Source organism: Streptomyces sp. UF-297, assembly GCF_058245575.1.
In genome coordinates this window covers 11,303-36,431 of sequence record NZ_JBSIBZ010000097.1, presented here as the reverse complement: position 1 = coordinate 36,431, position 25,129 = coordinate 11,303, and the positions used below count along the sequence as shown (strand labels likewise).

Sequence of the window (25,129 nt, the reverse complement as noted above, 5' to 3'; positions counted from 1 at the left end):
CCGGTGGCGGGATCTCGCCCCTCGCCACCGGCACCGGGCCCTCACGGGCCAACTGCATCCCTCAGGCAGGCAGTTCCGCCTCCACCAGGTCGGCCGCCCGCTGGGTGCCGCCCTCCGTCGCCATCTTCCGCTGGATCTCCCGGCCCTTGCGCGCGACCTCCGGGTCGCCCGTCAGCTCCAGGACCGCCGTACGCAGCGTCTGCGCGGTGGCCTGCTCCATCGGCACGTGGCGGGCGACACCGAGCCCCTCAAGGACGTCCGCGTTGCCGAACTGGTCGACGGCCTGCGGTACGGCGACCATCGGCGTGGCGGTGGCCAGCCCCTCCTGGCTGCCGCCGGCGCCCGCGTGCGTGATGAAGGCGTCGGCCTGCTTGAGGATGGCCAGCTGCGGGACCCAGTGGTGCACCTCGAAGTTGGCCGGGATCTCGCCGAGTTCCGACTCCTGGACGAACTTGCCGATCTGCAGGACGACGTGCCAGCCGGGCAGATCGCCGAAGGCCTCGATGCACTCCCGGTAGAACCCCGGCTGCTTGGTGTAGGACGAGCCCAGCGAGATCAGCAGCACCTTCTCGGCGTCCGCCGGGCGGTGCCACTCCCCCTGGCTCGCCCGCTCGCCCTGGCAGGCGCCGACGAAGGTGTACTTGGAGGTGTCCACCCGGTCGGCGTGCGGCTGAAGGACCTCGGGGATCAGCACGATGCTGCGGTCCGGGCGGCCGACGAAGGGGTCGGGGTGCTGGGTTATGCCGTTGTCGGCCAGCCACTGGATGAAGCGCGCGTAGTACGCCCGGCCGCGCTCCGTCGCCTTCATCTCCGCCGTCATCGGCTCGGAGACCTCCTCCTCGTACCCCTCCCAGGCCACCAGGTTGGGCGAGAGCTGCACGAAGGGCACGCCCCAGCGGTGGGCGAGCACCCGGGCCGGGTAGACGGTGATGTCGGACAGGATCAGGTCCGGGCGGTCGTTCTCGTACAGCTCGACGAACTGGGGCAGCGCCTGGATGGCCTCCTTCAGGAACGGCTCGATGTTGTCGATCAGTTCCGTGCCCCAGGCGTCCGGGTCGTCGTCGGTGGGCAGCGAGGTCGTATAGACCTTGGGCTCGGCGCCGGTCTCGGCGATCTTCTCCTCGAACGCGCCGGGGATGGCGTACGTGACGCGGTGACCGCGGGCGACGAGCTCGCGGATGACCTCGATGCTCGGGTTGACGTGACCGTGGGCGGCGATGCTGAACATGGCGATATGGGCGGGCTTTTGGGTGCGCGGCATGGCGTGCACTCTCCTCGAGTGAAGACGTGACGGATCGGCGCCGGGTCGCGGCGCGGACGATCGGGACGAGCGGGGCGGTACGAGGTGTCGTCACTCGTAGAACGGGAAGTACATGTCCACCACCTTAGGCGAGACGATACGTATCGTGCAATGGGGTAGGGGTCGCCGGGCCCGGTTCAGCGGCCCGGACAGGTGCCGTGCAGCGCGCCGAAGAGGGTGAGCCACTGCCGCGGGGCGACGAACGCGACGACCGTCTCCCGCTCCAGCCCCGCCCGCGCGAACGCCCCCGCCAGCCCGCGCGGCCCGTACGCCCTCAGCAGCGAGGCGTACAGCGAGCCGCCGACGCCCGCGAAGCCCGCCTCCACCATCCGCCGGTACGCGGTCAGTTCGCGCGGCGCCAGCAGCGGGACCGGCCTGTGATCGATGCGCAGAATCCCGGAGTCCACCCGCGGGACGGGCCGGAACTCGCCGCGGTGCACGCGCCCGCACAGCCGCCACTGGTGGGTGGGCCAGGTCCGTACGGTCAGCAGGCTCCACCGCCGGTAGTCCCCGGTGCGCTTGCGGGCGTACTCGAGCTGGGTGAGGAAGGTCGCGGCGGTCAGCGCGGGGGCGCGCAGCGCCCAGTGGACGATCGCGGAGGTGCGGGAGTAGGGGAGGTTGCCGGTCAGGGCGAAGGGTTCGCGGGGCGGGCGGGCTTCCAGGAAGTCACCGCCCTGGATACGGATATGGCCGTACGGTCCGTCGGGGCGCCCGAAGCGGGCGCGCAGGGCGGGCAGCAGCCGGGGGTCGATCTCGTAGGCGAGCATCCGGTGTGCGTACGGGGCCAGCGCCTCGGTCAGCAGGCCTTCGCCCGCGCCCACTTCGAGCAGCAGGCCGGGGCGGCGGTGGCCGGCCGCGCGGTCGGCGGTGCGCAGGGCGTGGACGAAACGGTCGGCGGTGGCGCGGCGGGCGAGGAAGTTCTGCGAGAGCGCGCGGGTCGGGCGGGCGGCCATGACGGCGTCCTTTTCTCCGGAGAGGGCGAGGCAGCACGAGGCGGGCCCGGACCGGAGAAAGGGGGCAGCGGCGGTCGCACCGCGGCGCGCGAAGGCGGCGGTATCGCGGCACAAAGGCAGCGGACATCACGCTGTGGCACAAAGGCAGCGGACGTCACGCCGCGGCACCAAGGCAGCGCGAAATGGAGCGAGGTCATCGCCTCGCCAAAAGGACGTCAGAGAACGTCAGTTACCGCGGGCCGCCGGACCGGTCAGGGCACCGGGGCCACGCCGCAGACGCCGGGAGGGCTGGGCGTGGCCAGGACCGCAGATACGGGTCAGGGCGCCGACGCCCGCTGCTGCACTGCTGCTCATGGGGGCGACGGTAGGCAGTACGGCCCGGCTCGCGCAACGCATTTCCGGCGGCGGACGAACCGGGCTAAGTGGATGCAACGGGTGAAGTGAGCACACCGGGCGGGGCGGACGAGCCGGGCCGGGCGGACGGGCCGGGCCGGGCGGCGGTCAGCGCTGGTAGCGGGCGAGCACCAGGTTGCCGTCGCGCACCAGGCGGCCGCGCAGCTCGTCCAGGTCGATCGCGCCGCTGTAGTACTCCTGGAGACCCGGTGTGGCGATCTTGTCCTTCCACTCCGGATAGCCCCGTACGGACTGGGCGGGTGCGGGCTGGAGGGTGCTCGCCAGCGCGGCGCCGGTGGCCCAGTCGTGGTGTGCCGTACGGAGCCGGGGGTCCTTCAGGGCGGCGCTGCCCGTGGGCAGCATCCAGTCGCCGAGGGCGAGCCGCACCATGTTGGCGGGCCGCAGCAGGAAGTCGATGAAGGCCATCGCCTCCTTCTTGTGCGGGCAGTCCTGGGCGATGGAGAGGGTCTGCGGGCTCACCCCCTGGCCGAGCCGTGCGGCGCCGCCCCGGTCGGGGCCCGCGCCCGCCGGGGCGGGGAGCACGGTCCATTCGAAGCCCTCGGGCGCCTGCTGCACGATCTGCTGGCGGTAGGAGAAGCCCAGCGGCACCATGGCGTAGCGCCCGGCGAAGAAGCCGGGGAGGGTGTCGGAACCGCCCATGCCCAGCGTCGTACGGGGCGCGCTGCGGGCCACGTTGACCTGGTGGTGGATGGCGCGCGGCACGATCTGGTCGGCGGCGTCGAAGCGGATCTCGGCCCGGCCGTCGGGGCGGCGCCCGAAGATCCGGCCGCCGGTGGTCAGGGCGAGGTTGAGGGTGGCGGAGACCGGGTCCTTCAGCGGCCAGGCGACCCCGTAGGTGCCGCCGCCGGTCAGCCCGGACGCGGCGTCGGCGAACTCCTTCCAGCTCCAGGGGTTTTCGGGGGTGGGACGGCGCAGACCGGAGCGCGCCAGGAGCTTGCGGTTGGCGACCAGGACGCGGGGTTCCTGGAGGAAGGGGACGCCGTAGACGCGCCCGTTGAAGGTGCCGGTGCCCCAGCTGCGCTGCGGGATGTCGGCCTTGAGGCGGGCGGGCAGCAGCGCGGTGAGGTCGGCGAGGTGGCCGCCGTAGGCGAAGTCGGCGAGGTCGTCGGAGGCGTCGTGGACGATGTCGGGGGCCTCGCCGCCCTCGAAGGCGGTCAGCAGCTGGTCGTGGACGGTGGGCCAGGCCCCTTGGACGTACTCGACCCGGATGCCGGGGTGGCTCCGGTTCCACTGCGCGACCAGCTCCTTGTTGGCCTGTACGGACTCCTTCTGCCAGGCCAGGGACTGGAAGCGGAGGGTGATCCGGCCGTCGTCGGCCGGCTCGTCACCGTCCGAACAGCCGGGCAGCAGGGCGGCGGCGGGCAGTGCGGCCGCGGCGGCCAGCAGGGTGCGGCGGCGCATCAGCCCTTCACCGCCCCTGCGAGCATGCCACCGGTGATACGGCGCTGGATGAAGGCGAAGAGCACCAGGCTGGGGAGGGTGGCCAGCAGCGCGGCGGCGGCCAGCGGGCCGAGGTCGGCGACGCCCTCGGCTCCCAGGAAGTGGGTGAGAATCACCGGCATCGTCTGTTTCTGCGGGGATTTGAGCAGGACGAGGGCGAAGAAGAACTCGTTCCAGGCCGTGATGAACGCGAACAGGGCGGTGGCGGCGATGCCGGGCGCGAGCAGCGGCACGGTCACCGAGCGCAGGGTACGCAGCCGCCCCGCGCCGTCCACCGCCGCCGCCTCCTCCAACTCCCGTGGTAGGGCCCGTACGTAGCCGGTCAGCATCCACAGCGCGAACGGCAGCGACCAGACCACATAGACCAGCACCAGGCCGGCCAGGGAGTCGATCAGGCGGAGGTTCTTCAGGATCAGGAAGAGCGGGATGATGATCAGGACCAGGGGGAAGGCCTGGCTGATCACGACCCAGCCGGTGGCGGCCCGCGAGAAGCGGCTGCGCACCCGGGCCAGCACATAGGCCATCGGCGTCGCGAGCACGATGGCGATCAGGGCCGAAACGGCGGCGGCCAGCAGGCTGTTGGCGGCGGCCCGCAGCAGCGGCTGCTCCTCGAAGGCCTGGCGGAAGTTGTCCCAGGTGGGGTCCTGGGGAATCCAGGTGGGGTGGATGCTCGCGAGTTCGCGCGGGGGCTTGAAGGCGGTGGAGAGCAGCCAGAGGAAGGGGAAGACGAGGAAGAGCAGATAGCACAGCAGGGCGGCGTACTGGCCGGCGCGGGTGGCGGTGCGGCGGGCGCGCGGCCTGCGGCGTGGTGCTCTCGGCCCGGCGCTCATCGCTCCTCGCCCCCCTTCAGACGGCCGGCCAGGTAGATGGCCAGCAGGACGGAGATGACCGCGACCATCGCCAGGCCCATGGCGGCGGCGTAGCCGAACTGCCCGTAGCGGAAGGCCTCTTCGTAGGCGAAGAGCATCGGCAGCCGGGTGCGGCCGCCGGGGCCGCCGTCGGTCAGGACGTAGACCAGGGCGAAGGAGTTGAAGTTCCAGATGAAGTTCAGGGCGGTGATGGCCAGGGCGACGGGCTTGAGGGCGGGCCAGGTCACCGTACGAAAGCGCCGCCAGGCTCCGGCGCCGTCCACGGCCGCCGCCTCGTGCAGCTCGCGTGGGACGTTCTGCAGGCCGGCCAGCAGCGAGACGGTGGTCTGCGGCATGCCCGCCCAGACGCCGACGACGATCACGGCGGGCAGGGCGGTGGCCAGCCCGCTGAGCCAGTCCCGGCCGTCGTCGCCCAGGCCGAAGAGGCCGCCGAGGCCGAGGGTGCGCAGCGTCTCGTTCAGGATGCCCGCGTCGGGGTGGTAGACCAGGCGCCACATGATGCCGACCACGACCTCGGGCATCGCCCAGGGGACGATGGCCAGCGCGCGGGCCAGCCAGCGCAGCCGCAGCGGCTGGTTGAGCAGCAGGGCCAGGCCCAGGGCGAGGAAGAACTGCGGGACGGTGACGCCGAGCGCCCACACCAGGCCGATGCGGAAGGAGTCCCAGAACAGGGAGTCCTTGAGCAGGTCGGAGAAGTTCAGCGGGCCCACCCACTGGGTGGGCTGGGTGCGGCCCGACTGGGCGTCGGTGAAGGCCAGCGCGATGCCGTACAGGAGCGGGCCGACGCTCAGCACGAGGATGGGGATCAGCGCGGGCAGGACCAGGAACCACGCGCCGACGTCGCGTCTGTGCCGGTGTGCGGAGCGTGTTGACCGTGCGGACGCGGTCGCGAGGGTCACGGCAGCAACTCCTTCGGGGCGGCTGGATCGGCCGCGCGTTCCCCGCGGGCGGGCGGCCGCCCAGAAGGTGGCGGCCGAGATCGAACACGCATCCCCCGCAGACGAGCAGCCGCCGTCATAGTGGTGAGGGATCTTGGCGCAGTCAAGCATCGGCTGGGCATCGGTCGCGCAACGATCCCCGCCCCGGCGGCCGGGCATCGGCACCCCGGCGGCCGGACATCGGCGCAGATCACCTCGCCTGAGACACTGGCCTCCAATACGCACCGCAGGAGGCCACCATGAGCGAACCGAGCACCACCCCCTTTTCCGAGGGGCGCGCCCGGGACGTGCTGGCCGCGTCCGGTCATGCGGACGCGGCGGCCGACGCCAAGCTGGTCTCGCTCGGCGAGAACGCGGTCTTCGCCCTCGGCGAGCGCGGGCCCGTGCTGCGCGTGGGCCGCAGCGCCGAACTCCTGGCGCGGGCCGAGCACGAACTGCGGGTCGCCCGGTGGCTGCAGGAGCAGGGCGTGCCTGCCGTACGGGCCGCCGAGCCGGCCGCGCGCCTGGTGGACGGGCATCCCCTCACCGTCTGGCAGCGGCTGCCGGAAGCCGTACGCCCCGCCGAGCCGGCCGATCTGGCCGCGCTGCTGCGGCTGGTGCACGCCCTGGACGAGCCGCCGTTCGCGCTGCCCCGGCGGGAGTTGCTGAGCGGGGTGGAGCGCTGGCTGCGGCTGGCCGGGGACGCGGTCTCGCGCGAGGACGCGGAGTATCTGCGCGGCAGGCGGGACGCCTTCGCGGCGGCCGCCACCGCGCTGGAGCCGCATCTGCCGCGCGGCCCCGTGCACGGCGACGCGCTGACCCGCAATGTCCATATCGGTCCCGACGGGCCGGTGCTGGTCGACCTGGAGACCTTCTCCTCCGATCTGCGCGAGCACGACCTGGTGGTGATGGCGCTCAGCCGCGACCGCTACGGGCTGGCCGCCGACGCCTATGACGCGTTCGTACGCATCTATGGCTGGGATGTGCGTGACTGGGAGGGGTGTGCGGTGCTGCGCGGCTCCCGGGAGACGGCGAGCTGCGCCTGGGTCTCACAGCACGCGCCGGGAAATCCCGCCGCGCTCAGGGAATTCCGCCGACGCGTCGCCTCCCTGCGGGAGGGGGATGCGGCGGTGCGGTGGTATCCCTTCTGACGCCGCTCAGCCGCGGAACGGCACCAGCGGCCACGACGGTTCGATGACGGCCTCGGGGTTGCCCGAGCGGCGCAGGTACTGCTGGAAGGACTCAGCCTGCTCGGCCGCCGCCTCCTGCTGGAGGGTGTGCAGCGCCGGCACCTCAAGGACCGCGACGGTGGGCTGTTTGTCGCCTATGCGGCGGGCCACGCCGGCCGCGGCCGCCGCGTCGGCCCCCGCCTCATGGGCGCCGTCCAGCGGGACCCCGTAGTGCGCGCAGAGCGCCTGGAGGGTGCGCTTGCCCTTGCGGTAGCGGTCCACGTGCTTGTCCAGCACCAGCGGGTCGATGACCGGGGCGATGTCGCTGCCCAGCCGCTCGGACAGCGTGCGCACACCGTGCCTGCGGCACTCGCGGTCCAGCAGCGTCAGGTCGTACCGGGCGTTCATCACCACCAGCGGCAGGCCCTCGCGCAGCGCCTGGACGAGCGCTTCGGTGATCTCCTCCACACCCGCCGCCGCGGCCTGGCCGTGGGCGCGCACGAACGCGTCCGACAGGCCGTGGATGGCCACCGCCTCTTGGGGAATGGGCACCCCCGGGTCCAGCACCCAGGTCCGCTCGGCGGCCCGGCGGCCGTCCGGGTCCAGCCTGATCAGCGCGGCGGTGACGATACGGTCCCGCTCGGTGTCGGTGCCGGTGGTCTCCAGGTCGAAGCCGATCAGCGGCTCCTGATGCCAGCCCATGGTGGCCTCCTTCAGTGGTGCGTCCCCCGTGTTCCCCTACTCTCCCACGCACCGCTGACAACGCGGCCGCGGCCCGGGAACCCCCCGGCCCTCAACTCGCCGACTCCCCCTGCCCGCCCATCTCCTCGGCGCAAGCGCCCCACTCCCGGACGACCGCGACCAGTTCCCGCGCGGACCGTGCCGCCCCCTGCCCGAAGGCCTCGGCGAAGGCCGCCTCCCCCAGGCCGCCGCGCACCGCCGCCGTGATGCGTTCCCCGTCCACCCGCTCCCCCGCCGCCTGCGGCGTCCCCGCCCCGGCACGGACGGTGGCGGCGCACCCCAACAGGCGCGCGGCGAGCACCGGTTGCCCCGACAGCGCGAGTGCCCCCGCCAGCCCCTCCAGGGCGAAGGCCACCGAGGGCGGGTCGCCGGAGACGCCCGCCGCGGCATAGCTGTCGAGGTGCAGCTGCCGGGCCCGGGCCGCATCGCCGCGCAGTTCGGCGCCGTACCCCAGCTCGGCCAGGAGCAGCGCCGCGCCGATGTCGCCGTCCCGCCCGCGGCACCACTCCAGCCAGCGCAGACAGTGCGCCTCGGCGTCCGCCAGCCGCCCCTCGCGCCGGGCGCCGATGGCCAGCCCGGTCTCGGCGTACATCTCGCCGCGCAGATGGGACTGCTGTGCCGCCACCCGCTGGGCGCGCTCGTGCAGTTCCCGCGCCGCCGCGAAATCACCGCGCAGCAGGGCGATACGCCCCAGACCGGACAGCTCGTAGGAGACCTGGATGCCGAGCCCCAGGTCCTGCGCGATGCGCAGCCCGCCCTCGTGCAGCTCGGCCGCCCGCGCGAGGTCGCCGGCCACCACGGCGAACGACGCCAGCGTGCCGGACACCTGCAACTGTCCCCAGCCATCCCCGAGTTCGGCGAATATCCGGGCGCTGTCCTCGGCGTCGCGGCGGCGCCCCGCCGGATCCCCCGAGCGCATCGAGCGGCTGCTGAGCGCGGCCGCCTCGCCCCAGCGGTCCCCCACCGAGCGGAACCCCTCCAGCGCCCGGTCCACCCGCCGCGCCTCGGCCGCCGGGTCGCCCAGTCCGATCTGGGCGAAGCCCAGGAACCAGTGCGCCCACGCCTGCCCGGCCGGGTCCGCCACCGCCTCGTACTGCTCCAGCACGTCCGCGGCGCGTGCCACCGGGTCGGTGTCCTCTCCGGCCAGCGAGGCCATGCCGACCTGCCAGGTCAGGCACCGCAGCCGCAGCGCGCGGGGCACCTCGCCCGGTACGGCGAGCGCCGCCGCCAGCCGGCGGTCCGCCTCGGCGAGCCGCCCGCGCAGGAACCAGTACCAGGCCAGCGCGTCCACCAGCCGCAGCGCCGGCTCGGCCGCGCCCGCTCGCACCGCCCGGTCCAGCGCCGCGCGCACATTGGCCGCCTCCGCGTCCAGCCGCTCCAGCCACGTCCGCTGCTCGCGCCCGTACAGCAGGGGCGCGGCGCGCTCGGCCAGTGCGCTGTAGTAGCGCAGATGGCGCTCTCGCACGCCGTCCAGTTCGCCGGCTTCCCCGAGCCGTTCGACGCAGTACGCGGCCACCGACTCCAGCAGCCGGTAGCGCGGCCCGTGCGCGGTGGGGACCACCACGACCAGGGACCGGTCCACCAGGCGGGCCAGCAGATCCAGTACGTCCGCCGGGCGCACGCCCTCCCCCGCGCAGACCTCCTCGGCGGCGGGCAGCGAGCAGCCGTCGGCGTGCACGGCGAGCCGGCGCAGCACCCTTTGCTCGGGCTCCGTCAGCAGCTCCCAGCTCCAGTCGATCATCGCCCGCAGTGTCTGCTGGCGCAGCGGCGCGCCACGGAACCCGGCGGCCAGCAGCCGGAAGCGGTCGTCCAGGCGCGCCCCCAACTCCCGTACCCCCAGGGCCCGTACGCGGGTCGCGGCCAACTCCAGGGCCAGTGGGAGGCCGTCCAGGCGCCGGCAGATCTCCGCCACTACGGCCCCGTCGCCGTCCTCCACCGCGAGTCCGGGCGCCGCGGCGGCGGCGCGCGCCAGGAACAGCCGCACGGCATCGGCCTGTTCCAGTGGCGGTACGTGCCACACCGCCTCGCCCGCCAGCCCCAGCGGCTCCTGGCTCGTGGCCAGGATGCGCAGGTGCGGCGCGGCCCGCAGCAGGGTCCTGGCGACCTCGGCGACCGCCGCGACCACGTGTTCGCAGTTGTCCAGCACCCACAGCAGCCGCTTGCCGCGCACCGCTCGGGTCAGCCGCTCGGCGACGGGCCCGGGCGCCGCGCCCTCCTGGATGCCGAGCGCGCCCAGCATCGCCTCGGCCACCTCCTCCTGCGAGCACTTGCCGCCGGGGTCCGAGGCCCGCCGCAAAGAGGCCAGTTCGACCAGCCACACCCCGTCGGGGAAGTCCGCCACGGCCCGCTGGGCGCTCTCGACCGCCAGCCGTGTCTTGCCCACCCCGCCCGGTCCGGTCAGCGTCACCAGGCGCCCCTCGGCCAGCAGGGCGCGCACCCGCTCCACGGCCGCGCCCCGGCCCACCAGCCCGGTCAGTTCCGTGGGCAGGTTCGTACGCGGCTCATCGGCGCCCTCCGGGGCGGCGGCCGGCCACGGCTCCTGCCGCAGCATCGCCTGGTGCAGCCGCGTCAGCGCGGGGCCCGGGTCCACGCCCAGTTCGTCGGCCAGTTGCCCGCGCAGCGCCGCGTAGGCGGCCAGCGCCTCGCCCTGGCGGCCGCTGCGGTACAGGGCCGTCAGCTGGACTTCGCGCAGCCGCTCGCGCAGCGGGTGGCGGTGCGCGAGCTCGGCCAGTTCGCCCGCCAGCTCCCGGTGCTCGCCCAGTTCCAGGCGCGCGGCGGCCCGCTCCTCCACCGCGGCCAGCCGCTGCTCCTCCAGCCGGCCCGCCGCGGCCCGTACGGCGTCGTGCCCGTCGAAGTCGGCGAAGGCGGGGCCGCGCCAGACCTCCAGCGCCTCGCCGAGCAGCGCCACCCGCTCCCGTGCGCCGCCTGCCTTTGCGCGGGCGGTCAGTTCGGTGAAGCGGTGGACGTCCAGCGCTTCGGGGGCGACGGCCAGCCGGTAGCCGGGTGTGCGGGACTCCACCAGGGCGCGGGCGCCCGCTTCGGCGTCCTCCAGGGCGCGCCGCAGTTGGGAGACCTTCGTCTGGAGGGCGCCGGTGGGACGGGCGGGCAGGTCCTCGCCCCACAGGTCCTCGATGAGGCGGTGCGCGGGGACGATACGGCCGGGCTCGGCGAGCAGGCTCGCCAGCAGCGTGCGCACCTTCAGCTCCGGGACCCGTACGGGGGTACCGTCCTCGGTCCACACCTCCACCGTGCCGAGAACCCCGAATCGCATGCCCCCAACCTAACCCGGCCCCGATGCGCGCCCCGCGGTGCGGTCCCCGGGCTCAGGACACCGGCCGGGAGTCGGCCCACACGCTCTCGAACTCCTCGCGGTAGGTCTCGAAGAGGCCGGGCTCGACGTCGGTGCGGCCGTCCCGTACGACCTCGCGGCCGCGGGCGCCCGCCCCTCCCCGCAGGACCAGCACCGGCGACTCCATGCCGCGGCTCCTGCGCAGATACGTCTGGACGACGGCTATGCCGTCGGGGCCGTCGCCGTCCACCAGGTAGGCCGTGAAGCGCGGGGTCTCGTCGAAGACCTGGATCTCGAAGGCGCCGGGGTCGCGCAGCCGGGCCCGTACGCGCCGCATGTGCAGGATGTTCATCTCGATGGAGCGGCTCATCTCGCCCTTCTTCAGGCCCAGTTCGCGCTCCCTGCGGCGCACCGCGCTGGAGGCGGGGTTCAGGAAGAGCAGGCGCACCCGGCAGCCGGACTCCGCCAGGCGCACCAGGCGGCGGCCCGAGAAGTTCTGGACGAGGAGGTTGAGGCCTATGCCGACCGCGTCCAGGCGGCGGGCGCCGGCGAAGAGGTCCTCGGCGGGGAGCTGGCGCTGCAGGCGCACCCGGTCCGCGTGGACACCGATGACGTCGGCGTAGCGGTCGCCGACCAGGTCCTCGACGGCGTCGATGGGCAGCCGTCCGGCCGTACGGGTGCCGATGCCGGAGCCGAGTATGTCCAGCAGCCGGGCCGAGGCCCGCTCGGCCTGCGCCAGCACCGTCTCGGACAGCGCGCGGTTGCGGGAGACGATGTTGCGCGCGACCTCCAGCTCGTCCAGCGCCAGCTCCACCTCGCGCCGGTCGTCGAAGTACGGCTCGAAGCAGGGCCAGTGCTGCACCATCAGCTCGCGCAGCTGCGGGAGGGTGAGGAAGGAGACGATGTTGTCGTCGGCGGGGTCCAGGAGGTAGCCCTTGCGGCGGCTGACCTCGCGTACCGCGACCGCCCGCTGGACCCACTCCTGGCCGGCCGGGCCGGCCGCGGCGATGACCCACTCCTCGCCGTGCACCGGCTCGTAGATGGGGCGCAGGACGGCGGCGACGACGGCGCGCAGCCGCTGTTCGACGAGGTTGAGCCAGATGTAGGCCCGCCCGGCGCGGCGGGCGCGGGTGCGCACCTCGTTCCAGGCGTCGAAGTCCCAGTCCAGCTCCGCGCCGATCTCCATCGGCCGGGCCAGGGACACCGCGCCGGGCGGTGGGTCGCCGGAGCCGCCCTCGTGACCCTCGTGACCGTCGTCACCTGGGGGCAACTCCAAGCCGCCCGAGCTCACCCGCACACCGCCTTCCGAACCCCCGTGCCAACGATCAAGGCAGACTACTGCGGGTCCGGGAGGCGGTGCAGCAGGATGCGCCGAGTCCGGCGCCAACTGCCGTTATTCGTAGTGCCCGTTGTGACCGGAAAGTGCGGGCGGCGTGAGCGGATTCATAGCCGTGACGTCCCGGGGGGCGAGCTGGAAGCCCTGCCAGTGGACGGGCATGGGCTCCTGGTCCTCGTCGCGGGCTATGTGGTGGAAGCCGATGTTGACCCAGACGATGGGGTGTTTGAGCTGCTGTCCGTTGACCCACTTGTCGACGCTGTTGCCCGCGCCGCTGCCGCAGTTGGCCAGGTTGTGGCTGGCGAACTGTTCGCACTTTTTGTACTCGGTGACGTAAATGTCGTGCTTGGTGAAGCTGCGGCCCGCGAACTTGTCGGTGTGCCCGGGGACGATCTCGATCGAGCGCGGGTGGCCGTCCTTGTTCTTGCCCGCCCCGCTCACCACCCGCCACCAGCGCAGCGGCCCGGCGTCCCCGCCCAGCTCCTTGGTGACCGGGGTGCGGGTCGTCTTCGTCTTGGGCGGCGCGCCGCCGGGCGAGACGGTGGTCTTGGAGTCGAACTGCTCGACCTTGTTGTTGTCCGAGCCGTCCAGGCCGAAGTTCAGCCGCCAGAAGACGTTGTGGCTGTGGCTGGTGGCGTGTGCCTTGGGGCCCTTGCCGATGGGCCAGCCGCGCCCGTCGCCCGCGTCGTAGTCGGAGGGCGAGAGGGTGCCGGTCGCACCGACCTGCATGGTCATGGTGCCGTCGCCGGAGAAGCGCCACTCGGTGATGTACTCGTACCAGCCGGTCTTGTTGACGGTGTAGATCAGCAGGTCCTTGCCCTGGAGCTGGTAGGTGCCGCGGGTCTCCCCCGGGTCGCGGCCCATACGGTAGGCGTGGCCGCGGGCGCGGGTGGTGACGCACAGCCCCTTGACGTCGGGGTGGTCGGGGTCCCAGGCGCCGGGCACCTTGACCGTCTTGATGCTGCCGCCGGGGCACTCGGCCGGGGCCAGCTCCTGGAGGTTCTGGGCGAATCCCTGTCCGGTGAGGTCGTCGTACTCGTTGACGCCGTCGTCGTAGGGGACGTGGATCTGGGCGAGCTTGGCGGTGGTGAGCACCTTGATCGGGGCGGCCTCACCCTTGGGCTGGTAGGAGATGTTGTCCAGCACCAGTGCGGCGTTGCCCTCGTAGTGCCAGCACATGCGCCAGGTGGTGCCGCCGTCGAGCTTCTGCTCGATCTGGTAGGCGGCGCTGCATCCGGGCGACGGGGCAGCGGGAGCGGCGGCCAGGGCGGTGGGTGCGGTCAGGGCCGCGGTCGTACCGAGCAGCAGCGGGGCGGCTATCGCCGCGGCGACCCGGGTGCGGGCACGGCCGGGAAATCTTTCGGACATGACAAGGCTCCTGTACGGAGTGACGTGTGCGGAAGTGGGATACGCAGGGCGGGCGGATCGTGGTACGAGCCGAGGGCCGGCCATGGGCGGCGGGCCCGGCGGCGTACGGCTCAGGGCAGGCGCCCCACCGTGCGGGCGCTCAGGTCCACCACGAAGCTGCGGGTGTCGATCCACTGGCCGTTCTTGACCTTGGTGAACAGACGGACACAGCGGTGCTGGCCACAGGCCTTCAGGTCGGCGGGCGCCGCGCCCTCCGCCTCGCCCCGGTAGACGAATCCGGACACCGACAGCTGGCCGGGTGAGGTCAGCTCCTTGCCGGTGGCGCTCTTGAAGTCCCTCTTGAGGCCGTCGCCGAGCGGCGCGGCGATCAGGAGGCGGGCCGCCTCCTCCGCCTCGCTGTGGCTCGGCGGCGGCTGGACGCCGCGCTGGACGTCGCTGTCCTCGACCTTGCCGGTGGTGAGGTTGACGGTCTTGGTGACGTAGGTGTCGTCCTTGTAGTCGTAGAAGGAGACGTCGGCGCGGCGCGGCGGGTCGGCCAGGTCCGCCTCGGCGGGAGGCAGCTCGGCCAGGTCGGTGGTCAGCCGCTCCGGCCCCCTGTCCCCGTCGACGTCCAGCGCGCTCATCCGCAGGGTGCGGTCCAGCGCCAGCCCCTGTGCGCGGCGCAGCTCGTCGTCGGTGAGCGGGTCCCGGCCGCTCCCCTTGGCCCCTTCGCGCGGGGCGTCCTCGACCACTCCGGGGCGCGCCTGCGCTCCCCGGCCCCCCTGGCCGTCCGGACCGTCCTGGCCTCTGTCGCCCTGTGTGCCGTCCGCCGCGGACGCGGCGCTTCTCGCCCGTCCGTTCCCCCCGGCGGCCCCGGCATCACCCGGAAGTGTTACCGCGGCCATGACGGCGGTACCCGTCAGTGCGATGGCCGCGCCCGCCACCACCTTGCCGAGGTGACGGTGCATCAACTTGCGCACGTTTCCCCCCTGTTCCCTTGTGAAGTAAGGAAGTTCAGGCTTTAACGCATACATCGGTCGCTCAGTAGGACGAACCGTATTCTCGACAGGTTGCCCCCGTATCAGCGAAGATCAGGCCAAATTCCCTTGGTCCGCAGTGACTTGGGAAAGAATCCCGGTTCGGACCGCAGTGGCGGGACGCACAAGCCGTCGCGGCGCCCGCCGGAGAAGTGGAAGAGTCGACGTATGCAGGTCTGGCCGGGTCAGGCGTATCCCCTGGGTGCCACCTATGACGGTGCGGGCACCAACTTCGCGGTGTTCTCCGAGGCGGCACGGCGCATCGAGCTGTGCCTGCTGCACGACGACGGGTCGGAGACCGCCGTCGAACTGCGCGAGGACGACGCGTTCGTACGGCACGCCTACCTCCCCGGAGTCATGCCGGGCCAGCGCTACGGCTTCCGGGTGCACGGCCCCTACGAGCCGGAGCGCGGGCACCGCTGCAACTCCGCCAAGCTGCTGCTGGACCCCTACGCACGGGCGGTGAGCGGCGCCATCGACTGGGACGAGGCGGTCTACGGCTACCGCTTCGGCAGCCCCGAGGAGCGCAACGACCTGGACTCGGCGCCGCACACCATGGCCTCGGTGGTGGTCAACCCCTACTTCGACTGGGGCGACGACCGCCCGCCGCGCACCGCCTACCACGAGACGGTGCTCTACGAGGCACACGTCAAGGGCCTGACCATGCTCCACCCCGACCTGCCCCAGGAACTGCGCGGCACGTACGCGGCCCTCGCGCACCCGGCGGTCATAGAGCATCTGACGGACCTGGGCGTCACGGCCCTGGAGCTGATGCCGGTCCACCAGTTCGTGCACGACCACCGCCTGGTGGACGCGGGCATGGCCAATTACTGGGGGTACAACACCCTGGGGTTCTTCGCGCCGCACAACGCCTACGCCTCCTGGGGCGACCGCGGCGAGCAGGTGCTGGAGTTCAAGTCGGCGGTACGGGCGCTGCACCAGGCCGGCATCGAGGTCATCCTGGACGTGGTCTACAACCACACGGCCGAGGGCAACCACCTGGGCCCCACGCTCTCCTTCCGCGGCCTGGACAACCTCTCGTACTACCGGCTCACCGACGATCCGCGCTACTACATGGACACCACCGGCACCGGCAACTCCCTGCTGATGCGCAGCCCGCACGTGCTCCAGATGATCATGGACTCGCTGCGCTACTGGGTGGACGAGATGCGGGTGGACGGCTTCCGCTTCGACCTGGCGGCGACGCTGGCCCGGCAGTTCCACGAGGTGGACCGGCTCTCCTCGTTCTTCGACCTGGTGCAGCAGGACCCGGTGGTCAGCCAGGTGAAGCTGATCGCCGAGCCGTGGGACGTGGGCGAGGGCGGCTATCAGGTGGGGAACTTCCCTCCCCTGTGGACCGAGTGGAACGGCAAGTACCGCGACACCGTGCGCGACCTGTGGCGCGGCGAGCCGCGCACCCTGGCGGAGTTCGGGTCCCGCCTGACCGGCTCCTCGGACCTCTACCAGGGCGACGGGCGGCGCCCGATCGCCTCCGTCAACTTCGTCACCTGCCACGACGGCTTCACCCTGCGCGACCTGGTCTCGTACAACGAGAAGCACAACGAGGACAACGGCGAGAACAACCAGGACGGGGAGAGCTTCAACCGGTCCTGGAACTGCGGGGTGGAGGGGCCCACCGACGACGTACGGATCCGCGAGCTGCGGCTGCGCCAGACGCGCAACTTCATCGCCACCCTGATGCTCTCGCAGGGCGTGCCGATGCTCAGCCACGGGGACGAGTTCGGGCGCAGCCAGCTGGGCAACAACAACGGCTACTGCCAGGACAACGAGCTGACCTGGGTGCACTGGCCGGGCGGGGAGAGCTCCGAACAGGATCCCGAGGCCGCCCAGGAGCAGCGCGAACTGCTGAATTTCGTACGGCAGATGGTGTGGCTGCGGCGCGACCACCCGGTCTTCAGGCGCCGCCGCTTCTTCCACGGCCGGCCCATCGAGGGCACCCACGACGAGCTGTCCGACATAGCGTGGTTCACGCCCGAGGGCGAGGAGATGCAGCAGCGCGACTGGCAGGCGGCGCACGCCAAGTCGGTCACGGTCTTCCTCAACGGCAGCGCGATCACCGAGCCGGGCGAGCGCGGCGAGCGGATCGTCGACGACTCCTTCCTGCTGATGTTCAACGCCCACGACCAGGAGTTGGAGTTCACGGTGCCGGTGGACCACGGGCGCCAGTGGCAGGCCGTGGTGGACACCGCCCGGCCGCAGGCGGTCGCGGACGGCAGCGGCACCAAGGTCCAGGCCGGGGACCGGGTGCCGCTGGCGGCGCGCAGCCTGGTGGTGCTCCAGCGGCCCGCCTGAGCGCCGCGGGCCGGAGCGCGCACACCTGCGCGCCAGGGGCCGGTGCGTGCTGTCACGCCTGAGCGCCGCGGGTCAGTGCGCCTCGTCGTCCTCCCCGCCGACGTCGACGTGCCCGCGCGGCCCGTGCGGCTCCAGCTCCACCTGGATGCGGTGCGTCTGGTCCCTGGCCAGCCCGCCGGCCAGTTCCGCGGTCAGTACGCCGATGCGCAGGCCGCCCTTGGCGCCGCCCTCGCGGCGCACCTGCACGGCGAGTTCCAGGCTGACCTTGCTCACTTTGAAGCGCAGCGTGCTGCCCTGGCCGCGGCGCTGCGCCTCCTCCAGATCGGCCCGTACCTTGCCGATCACCTCGGCCAGTTCCGCTTCCTCGAACGCGTCCGCCATCGCCGTATCCTCCTTCGTCTCAGGTGTGCGTGGGCTCGTCCCGCGGCTATCCTCCTGCACCGTGGGCAGGACCATGGGGGAATCCAACTTACGTACGGACAAGGAGACTTGGCGGGCGCGCCTGCGCACCGCCGAGCACGGGGTACTGGGCGCGGGCGTACTTCTGGGGGACGGGCTGGTCCTCACCTGTGCGCATGTGGTGCGCAGATCCGGGACCGACGAGCCCCATCCGCAGGTGCTGGTGGACTTCCCCCACCTGCCGGGCCAGGAGTGGACGGCGAGCGTCGAGCCGGGCCACTGGGTGCCCCGGCGCAAGGACCACAGCGGGGATCTGGCGCTGCTGCGGCTGCACGGGCCCGCGCCCGAGGCCGCGTCCGCCGTGCTGCACCGGCTGCCGCCGTTCTGGGGCCGCAGTGTGCGGGTGACCGGCTACCCCCGCGGCAATCCGTACGGCGAGGTGGTGGAGGCGGTGGTCAAGGGGCCCGGCGGACCCGGGCCCGAGTGGGTGCAGATCGACCCCGTCGGCGACAACGACATCATGTCGAAGTACTTCAGCGGCGCCGGGGTGGTCGACAACGAGAGCGGCAAGCCGGTCGGCATCGTGGTCAGCAAGTTCACCACCGAGCGCGACGACATCACCTACCACCACGGCTACATGATCCCCACCGGCACCATCGCCAAGCACCTGGACCTGGTGCGCGAGCGCTGGGTGCGCGGGCCGCTGACCGTGCCGCCCTCCATCGTCCCGGCGGGCCTGGACACCTCCACCCCCGCCTCCTGCCCCGACCACGGCTTCTCGCGCTGGCTGACCCGCTGGCTGACCCACGAGGACTTCATGGCGGCCGTGGAGTTCACCTTCGTCCGCGAACAGGACGCCGACGCCACCCGTACGCTCCAGGCCGCGCTCGCGCGCGCGGACCGCGAGCGCTCGCCGCGCACCTCGGTGCCCGGCGCCGGCACGGACTCCCCACCGGCCGGAAGCCTGGACCTGGCCGTGGACGTACGGGGCAAGACCGGAACAGAGCTGGCGCGGGAGATCGAGGCGCGGATGGGCCGCGGCGGCACCGGGCCGCTGCCGCTGACCGCCGTGTTCGCCGGCGTGGACCAGGCCGCCGAACCGCGGGCCGTACTGGAGCTGCTGCGCGGGCTCGGCGAGCGCCGCGGCCGCCTGCTGCTGGTCTTCTCCCGCCTGGACTCCCCCGCCCTGGACCTGGGCCGGGAGCTGCTGCTGTCCCGGGAGTGGCCCGAACGCTGGCTGGCCCGCATCGGCGCGCGGGTCGCACAGCTGCTGGAGGCCGAACAGCGCGCGGAGGGCCTGCGCCGGCGCGCCGCGGCCCGGATCACCGGTCTGCCGCGGGTGCGGCGCTACACCCCCGACCTGGAGCTGAAGCTGATCCGGCTGCGGGCCGACCCCGGCCGGGACACCAGCCCGTTCCTGCCCAAGCTCTCCTTCGTGGAGCGGGCGGCGGAGGGCGCGCTGTACGAGGCCGAAGCCGCGCACCGCGAGCTGTCGGGGCTGCTGGCCCGCCACCACGAACTGTGCGGCCTGCTGGACGGCTTCCAGGCACAGCTGGCCGCGCACGGCCTGGCCGAGGCGGCGGGCCCCGCCCCCGCCTACCGCGCGGCGCACCATCTGCTGGCCGAGGCGCCGTGCGCGATGCAGGACGCCGAACAGGCCGTGGAGCGCTTCATGGCCGAGGCCCGGCGGGCCATCGACGAGGGGGAGGCGCGGGGTTGAGGCGGGGCGAGGACACCGGGGAGGCACGTCGGTGAGGGCGTGTCCGCACCCGGGCTGCACCGGCCAGGTCACCGAGACCGGCTACTGCGACCGCACCGGCCTGCCCGTCGACGGCCCCGAGCCCGCTCCGTCCGGGCCGGGCCCCTACGTCCTGGCCGAGGCGGGCTCCGGGACCACCGACCTGCCCGCCGTCCTGGTCCCGGACCCCGATCTGCTGGTGGACCGCCAAGTGGCCGCCTCCGAATGCCAGTTGGCCAAGGGCGACGTACTGGCCGAGCAGTACCGGGTGGTCGGGCCGATCGCGAAGGGCGGCATGGGCCGCGTCTACCTCGCCAAGGACCTCCAGCTGCACGACCGCCCGGTCGCCCTCAAGGGGCTGCTGGACCCGGGGGACCGCGCGGTACGGGAGATCGCCCGGCGCGAGCGGCGCCAGCTGGTGGACCTCAACCACCCCGACATCGTGCGGGTCATCAACTACGCCACCCACCACGGCAGCGGCACCGACTTCATCGTGCTGGAGTTCGCCAGCGGGATGACGCTGGAGCAGATCGCCGAGTACATCGCCCGCGACCAGGCGCCGTTCGACGGCGCCCGGGTGCACGAGTTCATCCTCAGCTACGGCATCCGCATCCTGAACGCGCTCGGCTATCTGCACCGCAACAACAAGGTGTACGGGGACATGAAGCCGCAGAACGTCATGCACTGCGGCGGCGGCATCAAGGTCATCGACCTGGGCGGCGTACGGGAGTTCGACGCGGTGGGGCCGGGCACCCAGGACTTCACGGCGCCCGAGGTCGACAAGGAGGGGCGCTCCCGTCCGGCCGCCGACCTCTACAGCGTCGGCAAGACCCTGCGCGCGCTGGCGGCCCGCGCCCCCTCGCAGGCGCTGCGGCTGGGCGCGGAGTCCTTGAACCGGGTGCTGGCCAGGGCCATCGCCGACGACCCCAGGGCGCGATTCGCCACCGCGCAGGAGATGTCGCTGCAACTGCACGGCGTGTTGCGGGAGTTGCGCTCGCTGCGGCTGGGCGAGGAGACCTTCGAGCCGTCACTGCTGTTCAGGCCGGGGGCCGACGCGCTGGACGGCGGCCTGGGCCAGGCCCCGCCGATCGCGTTCTGGGAGTCGGGCGCGCACCGGGCGCCGCTGGCCGCCCCGCCGCCGGATCCCGCGCAGACCGCGGCCGGCCTTCCCGTACCGGAGCCCGACCCCCAAGACGCCAACGCGGCCGCGCTGAGCCGCATTTCGCAGACCGACAAGAGCCTGCTGCAGCTCCTCGCGGGCTGGACTCCGTCGGTGGAGGTGCATCTGCTGCGCTGCCGGCTGCTGATCCCCGACGGCATCGAGGCGGCCCGCCGGCAGCTGGCGGCGGCCGAGCAGCTGCTGGGCCCGATGGCCCGCTTCGACTGGCGGCTGGACTGGCACCGCGCGCTGGTCCACCTGGCCGCCGGCGAACCGGCCGAGGCGCGCCGCGAGTTCGACCGGGTCTACAGCGCGCTGCCCGGCGAGTACGCCCCCAAGCTGGCCCTTGGCCACTGCCACGAGCAGCTGGGCGCGCCGGAGCGCGCCGGGCACTTCTACGAGGCGGTGTGGCTGCGCAACCGCTCGCTGGGCAGCGCCGCCTTCGGCCTGGCGCGCATCCACCTGTCCCAGGGCCGCCGCGCGGGCGCCCGGGAGGTGCTGGACGGCGTGCCCAAGGTCTCCCCGCACCGCACCGCCGCCCGCACGGCCGTCCTGCGCATCCTGGTCGCGCCGGGGCGCGAGGCCACCCGGGACCCGGCGTCGCTGATCGAGGCGTACACCCGGCTGCACGCGCTGGCGGACGAGGAGGGCCTGACGGACCAGGCCGCCAGGGACCGGCTGGAGACGGCCGTCCAGGAGGCGGTGCTGGAGTGGCTGCGCGGGCTGCGGGATTCCGGCGCGGCCCGCAGGACGGGCCGGGCCGTCCGGGCGGACCCGGCCGTGGAGACCGCCGCCGCACAGCTCGCCGACCACCTCGCCGAGCTGCGGCCAGGCCTGCCCAGAACCGGCAACGGCTGGCGGGAGCGGCTGGCCGGCTCCTACCGGGTCCTTGCCGGGCAGGCCGAGCGGCGGCCGGCGTTCGAGGCCCTGCTCGACCTGGCGAACGCCACCCGGCCGCTGCACTGGACCCACAAGGAGCACCCATGGCTGAAGAAGATCGGGCGGTCGGCGGCGGCGCCGTCCGCCTGGAAGTGAGCCAGCAGCCCTACCTCTCGGCGGCTCCCGGGCCCGAGCGGCTGATGTCGGCCGTGGTGACGGTCACCGTGGGCAGCGACGCCGTGCCGCGGTCCGCGCCCGACAAGGCCGAGGTGTTCGTACTGGACTGCTCCGCGTCCATGGGGCATCCGCGCGAGAAGCTGTGGGCGGCGCAGGACGCGGCGCTGGCGGCCGTCGCCGCGCTGCCCGAGGGCACCCGCTTCGCGGTCGTGGCGGGCCGCGGCAGCGCCGAGCCGGTCTATCCCCCGCCCTCCGAAGTCCCCTCGCTGGCCCGGGTGTCCGGCGAGAGCCGACAGGCGGCCGAGGAGGCGGTACGCAGGCTGAGCCCGCGCGGCGGCACCGCGATCGGCAGCTGGCTCGCGCTGGCCCGCGAGCTGCTCGCCACCGCCCCCGACACCCTCGGGCACACCCTGCTACTCAGCGACGGGCGCAACGAGCACGAGAGCCGCCAGGCGCTGGAGGCCGAACTCGCCGCCTGCACCGGCCGGTTCACCTGCGACGCCCGGGGCATCGGCGAGGACTGGGACCCCGACGAGCTCCAGCTGATCGCCGACCGGCTGCACGGCGAGGCCGACCGGGTGCGCGACCTGACCGCGCTGGCCGCCGAACTGCGCGCGGTCACCGAGGAGTCCAGCGCCCGGCTCCTGGACGGCCTGCGGCTGCGCATCACCCACCGCACGGGATGCGCGCCGCGCACCGTCGAGCAGGTACACCCCGTACGCCGCGACCTGCTCGCCCAGGGCGAGGCCGCAGGAGAGCGCTGCCTGGAGTTCCCCACCGCGCCCTGGGGCGCCGAGACCCGCGACTACCTGGTGTCGCTGCCGGTCTCCCACCGGCCCGAGGAGCCGCTGGACGTGGGCCTGTGGCTGGCGGAGGTGAAGCTGGTGGCCGAGCCCGGCGCCGGCGCGTTCCCCGCCCTGCCGCCGGCCCGCCCCGTACTGGTGCAGTGGACCAACCGCCGTGATCTCTACAGCCGTTACGACGCCAAGGTCGTGCACTACTGCCACCACGACGACCTGGCGCGCGAGCTGGACGAGGGCCGCAGCGCCCACGCCGCGGGCGATCTGGCGCGGGCCCGGCAGGCCTGGGGCCGGGCGGTGCGACTGGCCCACCAGCTGCGCGACGAGCGGATGCTGCGGCGGCTGGCCGACGTCGTGGAGATCGTCGACGCCGGGCGCGGCGAGGTGGAGATCCGCGCGGACATCAAGCCGCTGGACATCAAGTCGGCCGTGGTCCTGCGGGCCCACACCACCCTGCCGCCGAGCCTGTCCCGGGGCGGGGAGGAGGAGTGAGCCGGTGGCGTCGGCTGCTGCCCGGCGGGCCTGCGCACGGGGCGTGGCGGGGCCGCGCCGAGCGGCTGTGGCGCCTGTGGAACGCCCCCGGCACCGCGGCGTTCCTGAACCGCAAGCTCGTCACGCTGCTGGCCCTGACCGTCCTCGGCTTCGGCGCGCTGACCGCCGCGTACGACGCGATCCACCGCGACTCCGCGCCCATCGAGCGCGCCCACGCCCCCGCCGCCCTGGAGCTCGCCAGGGCCCGCGCCGCGCTGGACAGCGCGCACCGCACGGCCGACCGCCGGCTGCGTGGCGAGCAGGGGCGGAACCAGGAGCAGCTCCAGTTGGCGGGCCTGGGCGAGGAGTACGGGACGCTGACCACCCGCGTCAACCAGAGCCTGGTCCGCGTCGCCCAGACCAGCGCGCTGGAGCCGACCGACCGGCAGCGGCTGAGCGTGGTGATCGGGCTGATCGGCGGCTACACCAACTGGATCAATCTGGCCGCGGCGTCCGAACCGGCCCTGCGCCAGGCCTACTTGCAGTACGCCCACGGCATGCTCAAGGACCCCCGCACCGGCATAGCCGACCGCATCACCGCACTCCAGGTCAACCAGCGCCGGGCGCTGGACCGCCGGGAGGACTGGGGCACGGTGCCGAAGGCCGCCGGGCCGCTGGGCCTGCTGGCGCTGCTCGTGCTCGTCGTACGGCTCGTGGGCCTGCAGGTGTTCCTGCGACGGCGGTTCCACCTGCGCATCAGCATCCCGCTCTCCTCGGTGATCGTGGTGGTGGCCGCCACCGTGGCGGTGTGCGCGTACGGGACCTGGGTGGCCCACGGCGCGCAGGCGGCCGCGCAGCGGGCCGTCGACGCGCTGGGCCCCGGCGCGAGCGCGGAGACCATCGACCGGGTCGGGCAGGCCATGGCCCGCTCGCTCGGCGAGGCCCACACCGGGGCCTGGGCCATGCTCACCAATTTCCTGCTGCTGGACGGCCTGCTGATGCTGGGAGTCATCTGGTGGACGCTGCAGACACACCGCTCCGAGTACGACTTCACCGCCACGGCCGACCGCCCGTGAGCAGGGCGGCGCGGTGGGCGCGGCTGCTGCTGGCCGCCGCCATGGTGGCCACTGCCGCGCTGGCCGGGGGCTGTGCGCAGGAGCGCCGCCAGACGGTCACCGTACTGGGCCCGTGGACGGAGACCGAGGGGGCCATCTTCGAGGCGGCGCTGAAGGACTTCGAGCGCGACACCGGATTCCGGGCCGACTTCGAGGGGACCAGCGCGCTGCGCGAGACGCTGCTGGCCCAGGTGCAGGCCGACTCGCCGCCCGACATCGCCATCCTCAACAGCCCCGGCGAACTGCTGGAGTACGCCCGCGACCGCAGGCTGCTGGCGCTGCCCGAGAGCGTGGCCAAGCGCTCGCCGGAGCCCTGGGCGGCCGCGCTGAGCCTCGACGGGGGACCGGCCCGCAAGTACTGGACCCCGGTGAAGATGGAACTCAAGTCCCTGGTCTGGCACGCCGAGCGCGAGGCGCGGCCGTCGCGCTGGTGCATGGGCATGGCGGGCGGCGCCACCTCCGGCTGGCCCGGCACCGACTGGATCGAGGACATCCTGCTCCAGCGCGCCGGTGCGGGCGTGTACGAGCAGTGGGCGACGGGGAAGCTGCCCTGGAACTCGGCGCCCGTCCGCGACGCCTGGCAGACCTGGGGCCGCATCCTGACCCAGGGCAACCCGGTGCCCTCCGGTTCGGCGCTGCGGACCAGCTACATCGGCGACGGGGGCAAGGGGCTGCTGTTCCAGCCGGCGCCCGGAAACTGCACCCGGGAACACGCGGGTTCCTTCGTACGCCCCCTGTACTACGGCTCGCTGCACCACGGCTCGCCCATCACCTTCACCCCCAGCGCCCAGGCCGTCCCCGAACTGGCCAACGACCGCTCGGCGTACGAGGTCGCGGGAGACATGGCGGCGATGTTCCACGACTCCCCGGCCGCCCGCGCGCTGCTGGAGTGGCTCTCCACGGCCAAGGCCCGCGAGCGCTGGGGCGGCCAGGAGCTGGACCGCGTCCTGGGCGACCCGCAGGACCCCAGGTACGCGCGCTACCGGTGTCTGGACGCCTCGGACACCATGCCGCCGACCCTGCGCAACGCCTTCCACCGGGCCGCGCTACGCTACCTCGCCGACCCCAGGCAGAAAGTGCTCGACCCCCTCCTCGAAACGCTCGACCAGGAGCACGGGCTGGCGGCCGAGCCGGACGGGGAGCGCGTACCACTGAAGGACTCCGGCGCCCCGGCTGCCGACGGCCGGCCCCAACTCCCCGCCATCTGCGCCCGGTCCGCCCGGTAGCGCGCACCGCCGGTACGGGCCGCCGCGCGCGGGCCGGGAT

19 protein-coding genes are annotated in these 25,129 nt (G+C 73.3%); 7 read left to right on the top strand and 12 right to left on the bottom strand.

The genetic code is table 11. From position 1 onward, the window contains the following. Positions 1-61: 61 nt before the first annotated feature. The 6 genes from mgt to AC4IJH_RS36730 all read right to left on the bottom strand — a co-directional run bounded on the left by mgt (position 62) and on the right by AC4IJH_RS36730 (position 5,875). The gene (mgt, locus tag AC4IJH_RS36755; RefSeq protein ID WP_490856327.1) at positions 62-1,261 is read right to left on the bottom strand and encodes a macrolide-inactivating glycosyltransferase; all 1,200 of its coding nucleotides are present in this window, start codon (positions 1,259-1,261) and stop codon (positions 62-64) included. Positions 1,262-1,437: 176 nt separating this feature from the next. Next, positions 1,438-2,253 carry an ErmE/ErmH/ErmO/ErmR family 23S rRNA (adenine(2058)-N(6))-methyltransferase gene (gene erm, locus AC4IJH_RS36750; protein WP_490856326.1) on the bottom strand — a complete coding sequence of 272 codons (816 nt, stop codon included), beginning with the start codon at positions 2,251-2,253 and terminating at the stop codon, positions 1,438-1,440. Between the two features lie 225 nt (positions 2,254-2,478). Next, positions 2,479-2,607 carry a hypothetical protein gene (locus AC4IJH_RS36745; protein WP_490856325.1) on the bottom strand — a complete coding sequence of 43 codons (129 nt, stop codon included), beginning with the start codon at positions 2,605-2,607 and terminating at the stop codon, positions 2,479-2,481. Positions 2,608-2,754: 147 nt separating this feature from the next. Beyond that, positions 2,755-4,068, bottom strand: a complete 1,314-nt coding sequence (locus tag AC4IJH_RS36740) for an ABC transporter substrate-binding protein (RefSeq protein ID WP_490856324.1) — start codon at positions 4,066-4,068, stop codon at positions 2,755-2,757. Continuing rightward, the gene (locus AC4IJH_RS36735; protein ID WP_490856323.1) at positions 4,068-4,937 is read right to left on the bottom strand and encodes a carbohydrate ABC transporter permease; all 870 of its coding nucleotides are present in this window, start codon (positions 4,935-4,937) and stop codon (positions 4,068-4,070) included. The genes AC4IJH_RS36740 and AC4IJH_RS36735 overlap by 1 nt, the downstream gene beginning before the upstream one ends. After that, entirely contained in the window at positions 4,934-5,875 is a 942-nt protein-coding gene (locus AC4IJH_RS36730) for a carbohydrate ABC transporter permease (protein ID WP_490856322.1), read from the bottom strand. Before AC4IJH_RS36730 ends, AC4IJH_RS36735 begins: the two co-directional genes overlap by 4 nt. Before the next feature lie 278 nt (positions 5,876-6,153). On the opposite strand from AC4IJH_RS36730, the gene AC4IJH_RS36725 reads away from it, so the two are divergent. Then, the gene (locus tag AC4IJH_RS36725) at positions 6,154-7,044 is read left to right on the top strand and encodes an aminoglycoside phosphotransferase family protein (RefSeq protein WP_490856321.1); all 891 of its coding nucleotides are present in this window, start codon (positions 6,154-6,156) and stop codon (positions 7,042-7,044) included. 6 nt (positions 7,045-7,050) lie between these two features. Here the strand turns inward: AC4IJH_RS36725 and AC4IJH_RS36720 are convergent, their stop codons facing one another. From AC4IJH_RS36720 to AC4IJH_RS36700, 5 genes are all read right to left on the bottom strand, one after another. Continuing rightward, positions 7,051-7,764 (bottom strand): exonuclease domain-containing protein, encoded by a 714-nt coding sequence (locus AC4IJH_RS36720; protein WP_490856320.1) that lies wholly within the window; start codon positions 7,762-7,764, stop codon positions 7,051-7,053. A gap of 91 nt (positions 7,765-7,855) precedes the next feature. Then, positions 7,856-11,074, bottom strand: coding sequence for an AfsR/SARP family transcriptional regulator (locus tag AC4IJH_RS36715; RefSeq protein WP_490856319.1), 3,219 nt, complete (start codon positions 11,072-11,074; stop codon positions 7,856-7,858). Between the two features lie 52 nt (positions 11,075-11,126). Continuing rightward, positions 11,127-12,383 (bottom strand): DUF5919 domain-containing protein, encoded by a 1,257-nt coding sequence (locus AC4IJH_RS36710; protein ID WP_490856318.1) that lies wholly within the window; start codon positions 12,381-12,383, stop codon positions 11,127-11,129. A gap of 102 nt (positions 12,384-12,485) precedes the next feature. After that, a complete protein-coding gene (locus tag AC4IJH_RS36705) occupies positions 12,486-13,796 on the bottom strand; it encodes a copper amine oxidase (protein ID WP_490856317.1) in 1,311 nt (436 codons plus the stop codon). Between the two features lie 110 nt (positions 13,797-13,906). Continuing rightward, the gene (locus AC4IJH_RS36700; RefSeq protein ID WP_490856316.1) at positions 13,907-14,755 is read right to left on the bottom strand and encodes a Tat pathway signal sequence domain protein; all 849 of its coding nucleotides are present in this window, start codon (positions 14,753-14,755) and stop codon (positions 13,907-13,909) included. 225 nt (positions 14,756-14,980) lie between these two features. Here AC4IJH_RS36700 and glgX point away from each other — a divergent pair, with 225 nt between their 5' ends. Beyond that, the gene (gene glgX / locus AC4IJH_RS36695; RefSeq protein ID WP_490856315.1) at positions 14,981-17,125 is read left to right on the top strand and encodes a glycogen debranching protein GlgX; all 2,145 of its coding nucleotides are present in this window, start codon (positions 14,981-14,983) and stop codon (positions 17,123-17,125) included. Positions 17,126-17,197: 72 nt separating this feature from the next. Here the strand turns inward: glgX and AC4IJH_RS36690 are convergent, their stop codons facing one another. Beyond that, the gene (locus AC4IJH_RS36690; protein ID WP_490856314.1) at positions 17,198-17,506 is read right to left on the bottom strand and encodes a trypco2 family protein; all 309 of its coding nucleotides are present in this window, start codon (positions 17,504-17,506) and stop codon (positions 17,198-17,200) included. A gap of 61 nt (positions 17,507-17,567) precedes the next feature. On the opposite strand from AC4IJH_RS36690, the gene AC4IJH_RS36685 reads away from it, so the two are divergent. Genes AC4IJH_RS36685 through AC4IJH_RS36665 form a run of 5 tightly spaced genes read left to right on the top strand, consistent with a single transcriptional unit; the run spans position 17,568 to position 25,089 of the window. Continuing rightward, positions 17,568-19,244 (top strand): S1 family peptidase, encoded by a 1,677-nt coding sequence (locus AC4IJH_RS36685; protein WP_490856313.1) that lies wholly within the window; start codon positions 17,568-17,570, stop codon positions 19,242-19,244. A 31-nt stretch (positions 19,245-19,275) separates the two neighbouring features. Continuing rightward, positions 19,276-21,456: a serine/threonine protein kinase gene (locus tag AC4IJH_RS36680; RefSeq protein WP_490856312.1), complete on the top strand. Its 2,181-nt coding sequence runs from the start codon at positions 19,276-19,278 to the stop codon at positions 21,454-21,456. Continuing rightward, on the top strand, positions 21,405-22,769 hold the full coding sequence (locus AC4IJH_RS36675; protein ID WP_490856311.1) for a VWA domain-containing protein: 1,365 nt from the start codon (positions 21,405-21,407) through the stop codon (positions 22,767-22,769). The genes AC4IJH_RS36680 and AC4IJH_RS36675 overlap by 52 nt, the downstream gene beginning before the upstream one ends. Next, positions 22,766-23,824: a hypothetical protein gene (locus tag AC4IJH_RS36670; protein ID WP_490856310.1), complete on the top strand. Its 1,059-nt coding sequence runs from the start codon at positions 22,766-22,768 to the stop codon at positions 23,822-23,824. Before AC4IJH_RS36675 ends, AC4IJH_RS36670 begins: the two co-directional genes overlap by 4 nt. Beyond that, positions 23,821-25,089: an extracellular solute-binding protein gene (locus AC4IJH_RS36665; protein WP_490856309.1), complete on the top strand. Its 1,269-nt coding sequence runs from the start codon at positions 23,821-23,823 to the stop codon at positions 25,087-25,089. Before AC4IJH_RS36670 ends, AC4IJH_RS36665 begins: the two co-directional genes overlap by 4 nt. Positions 25,090-25,129 lie beyond the last annotated feature (40 nt).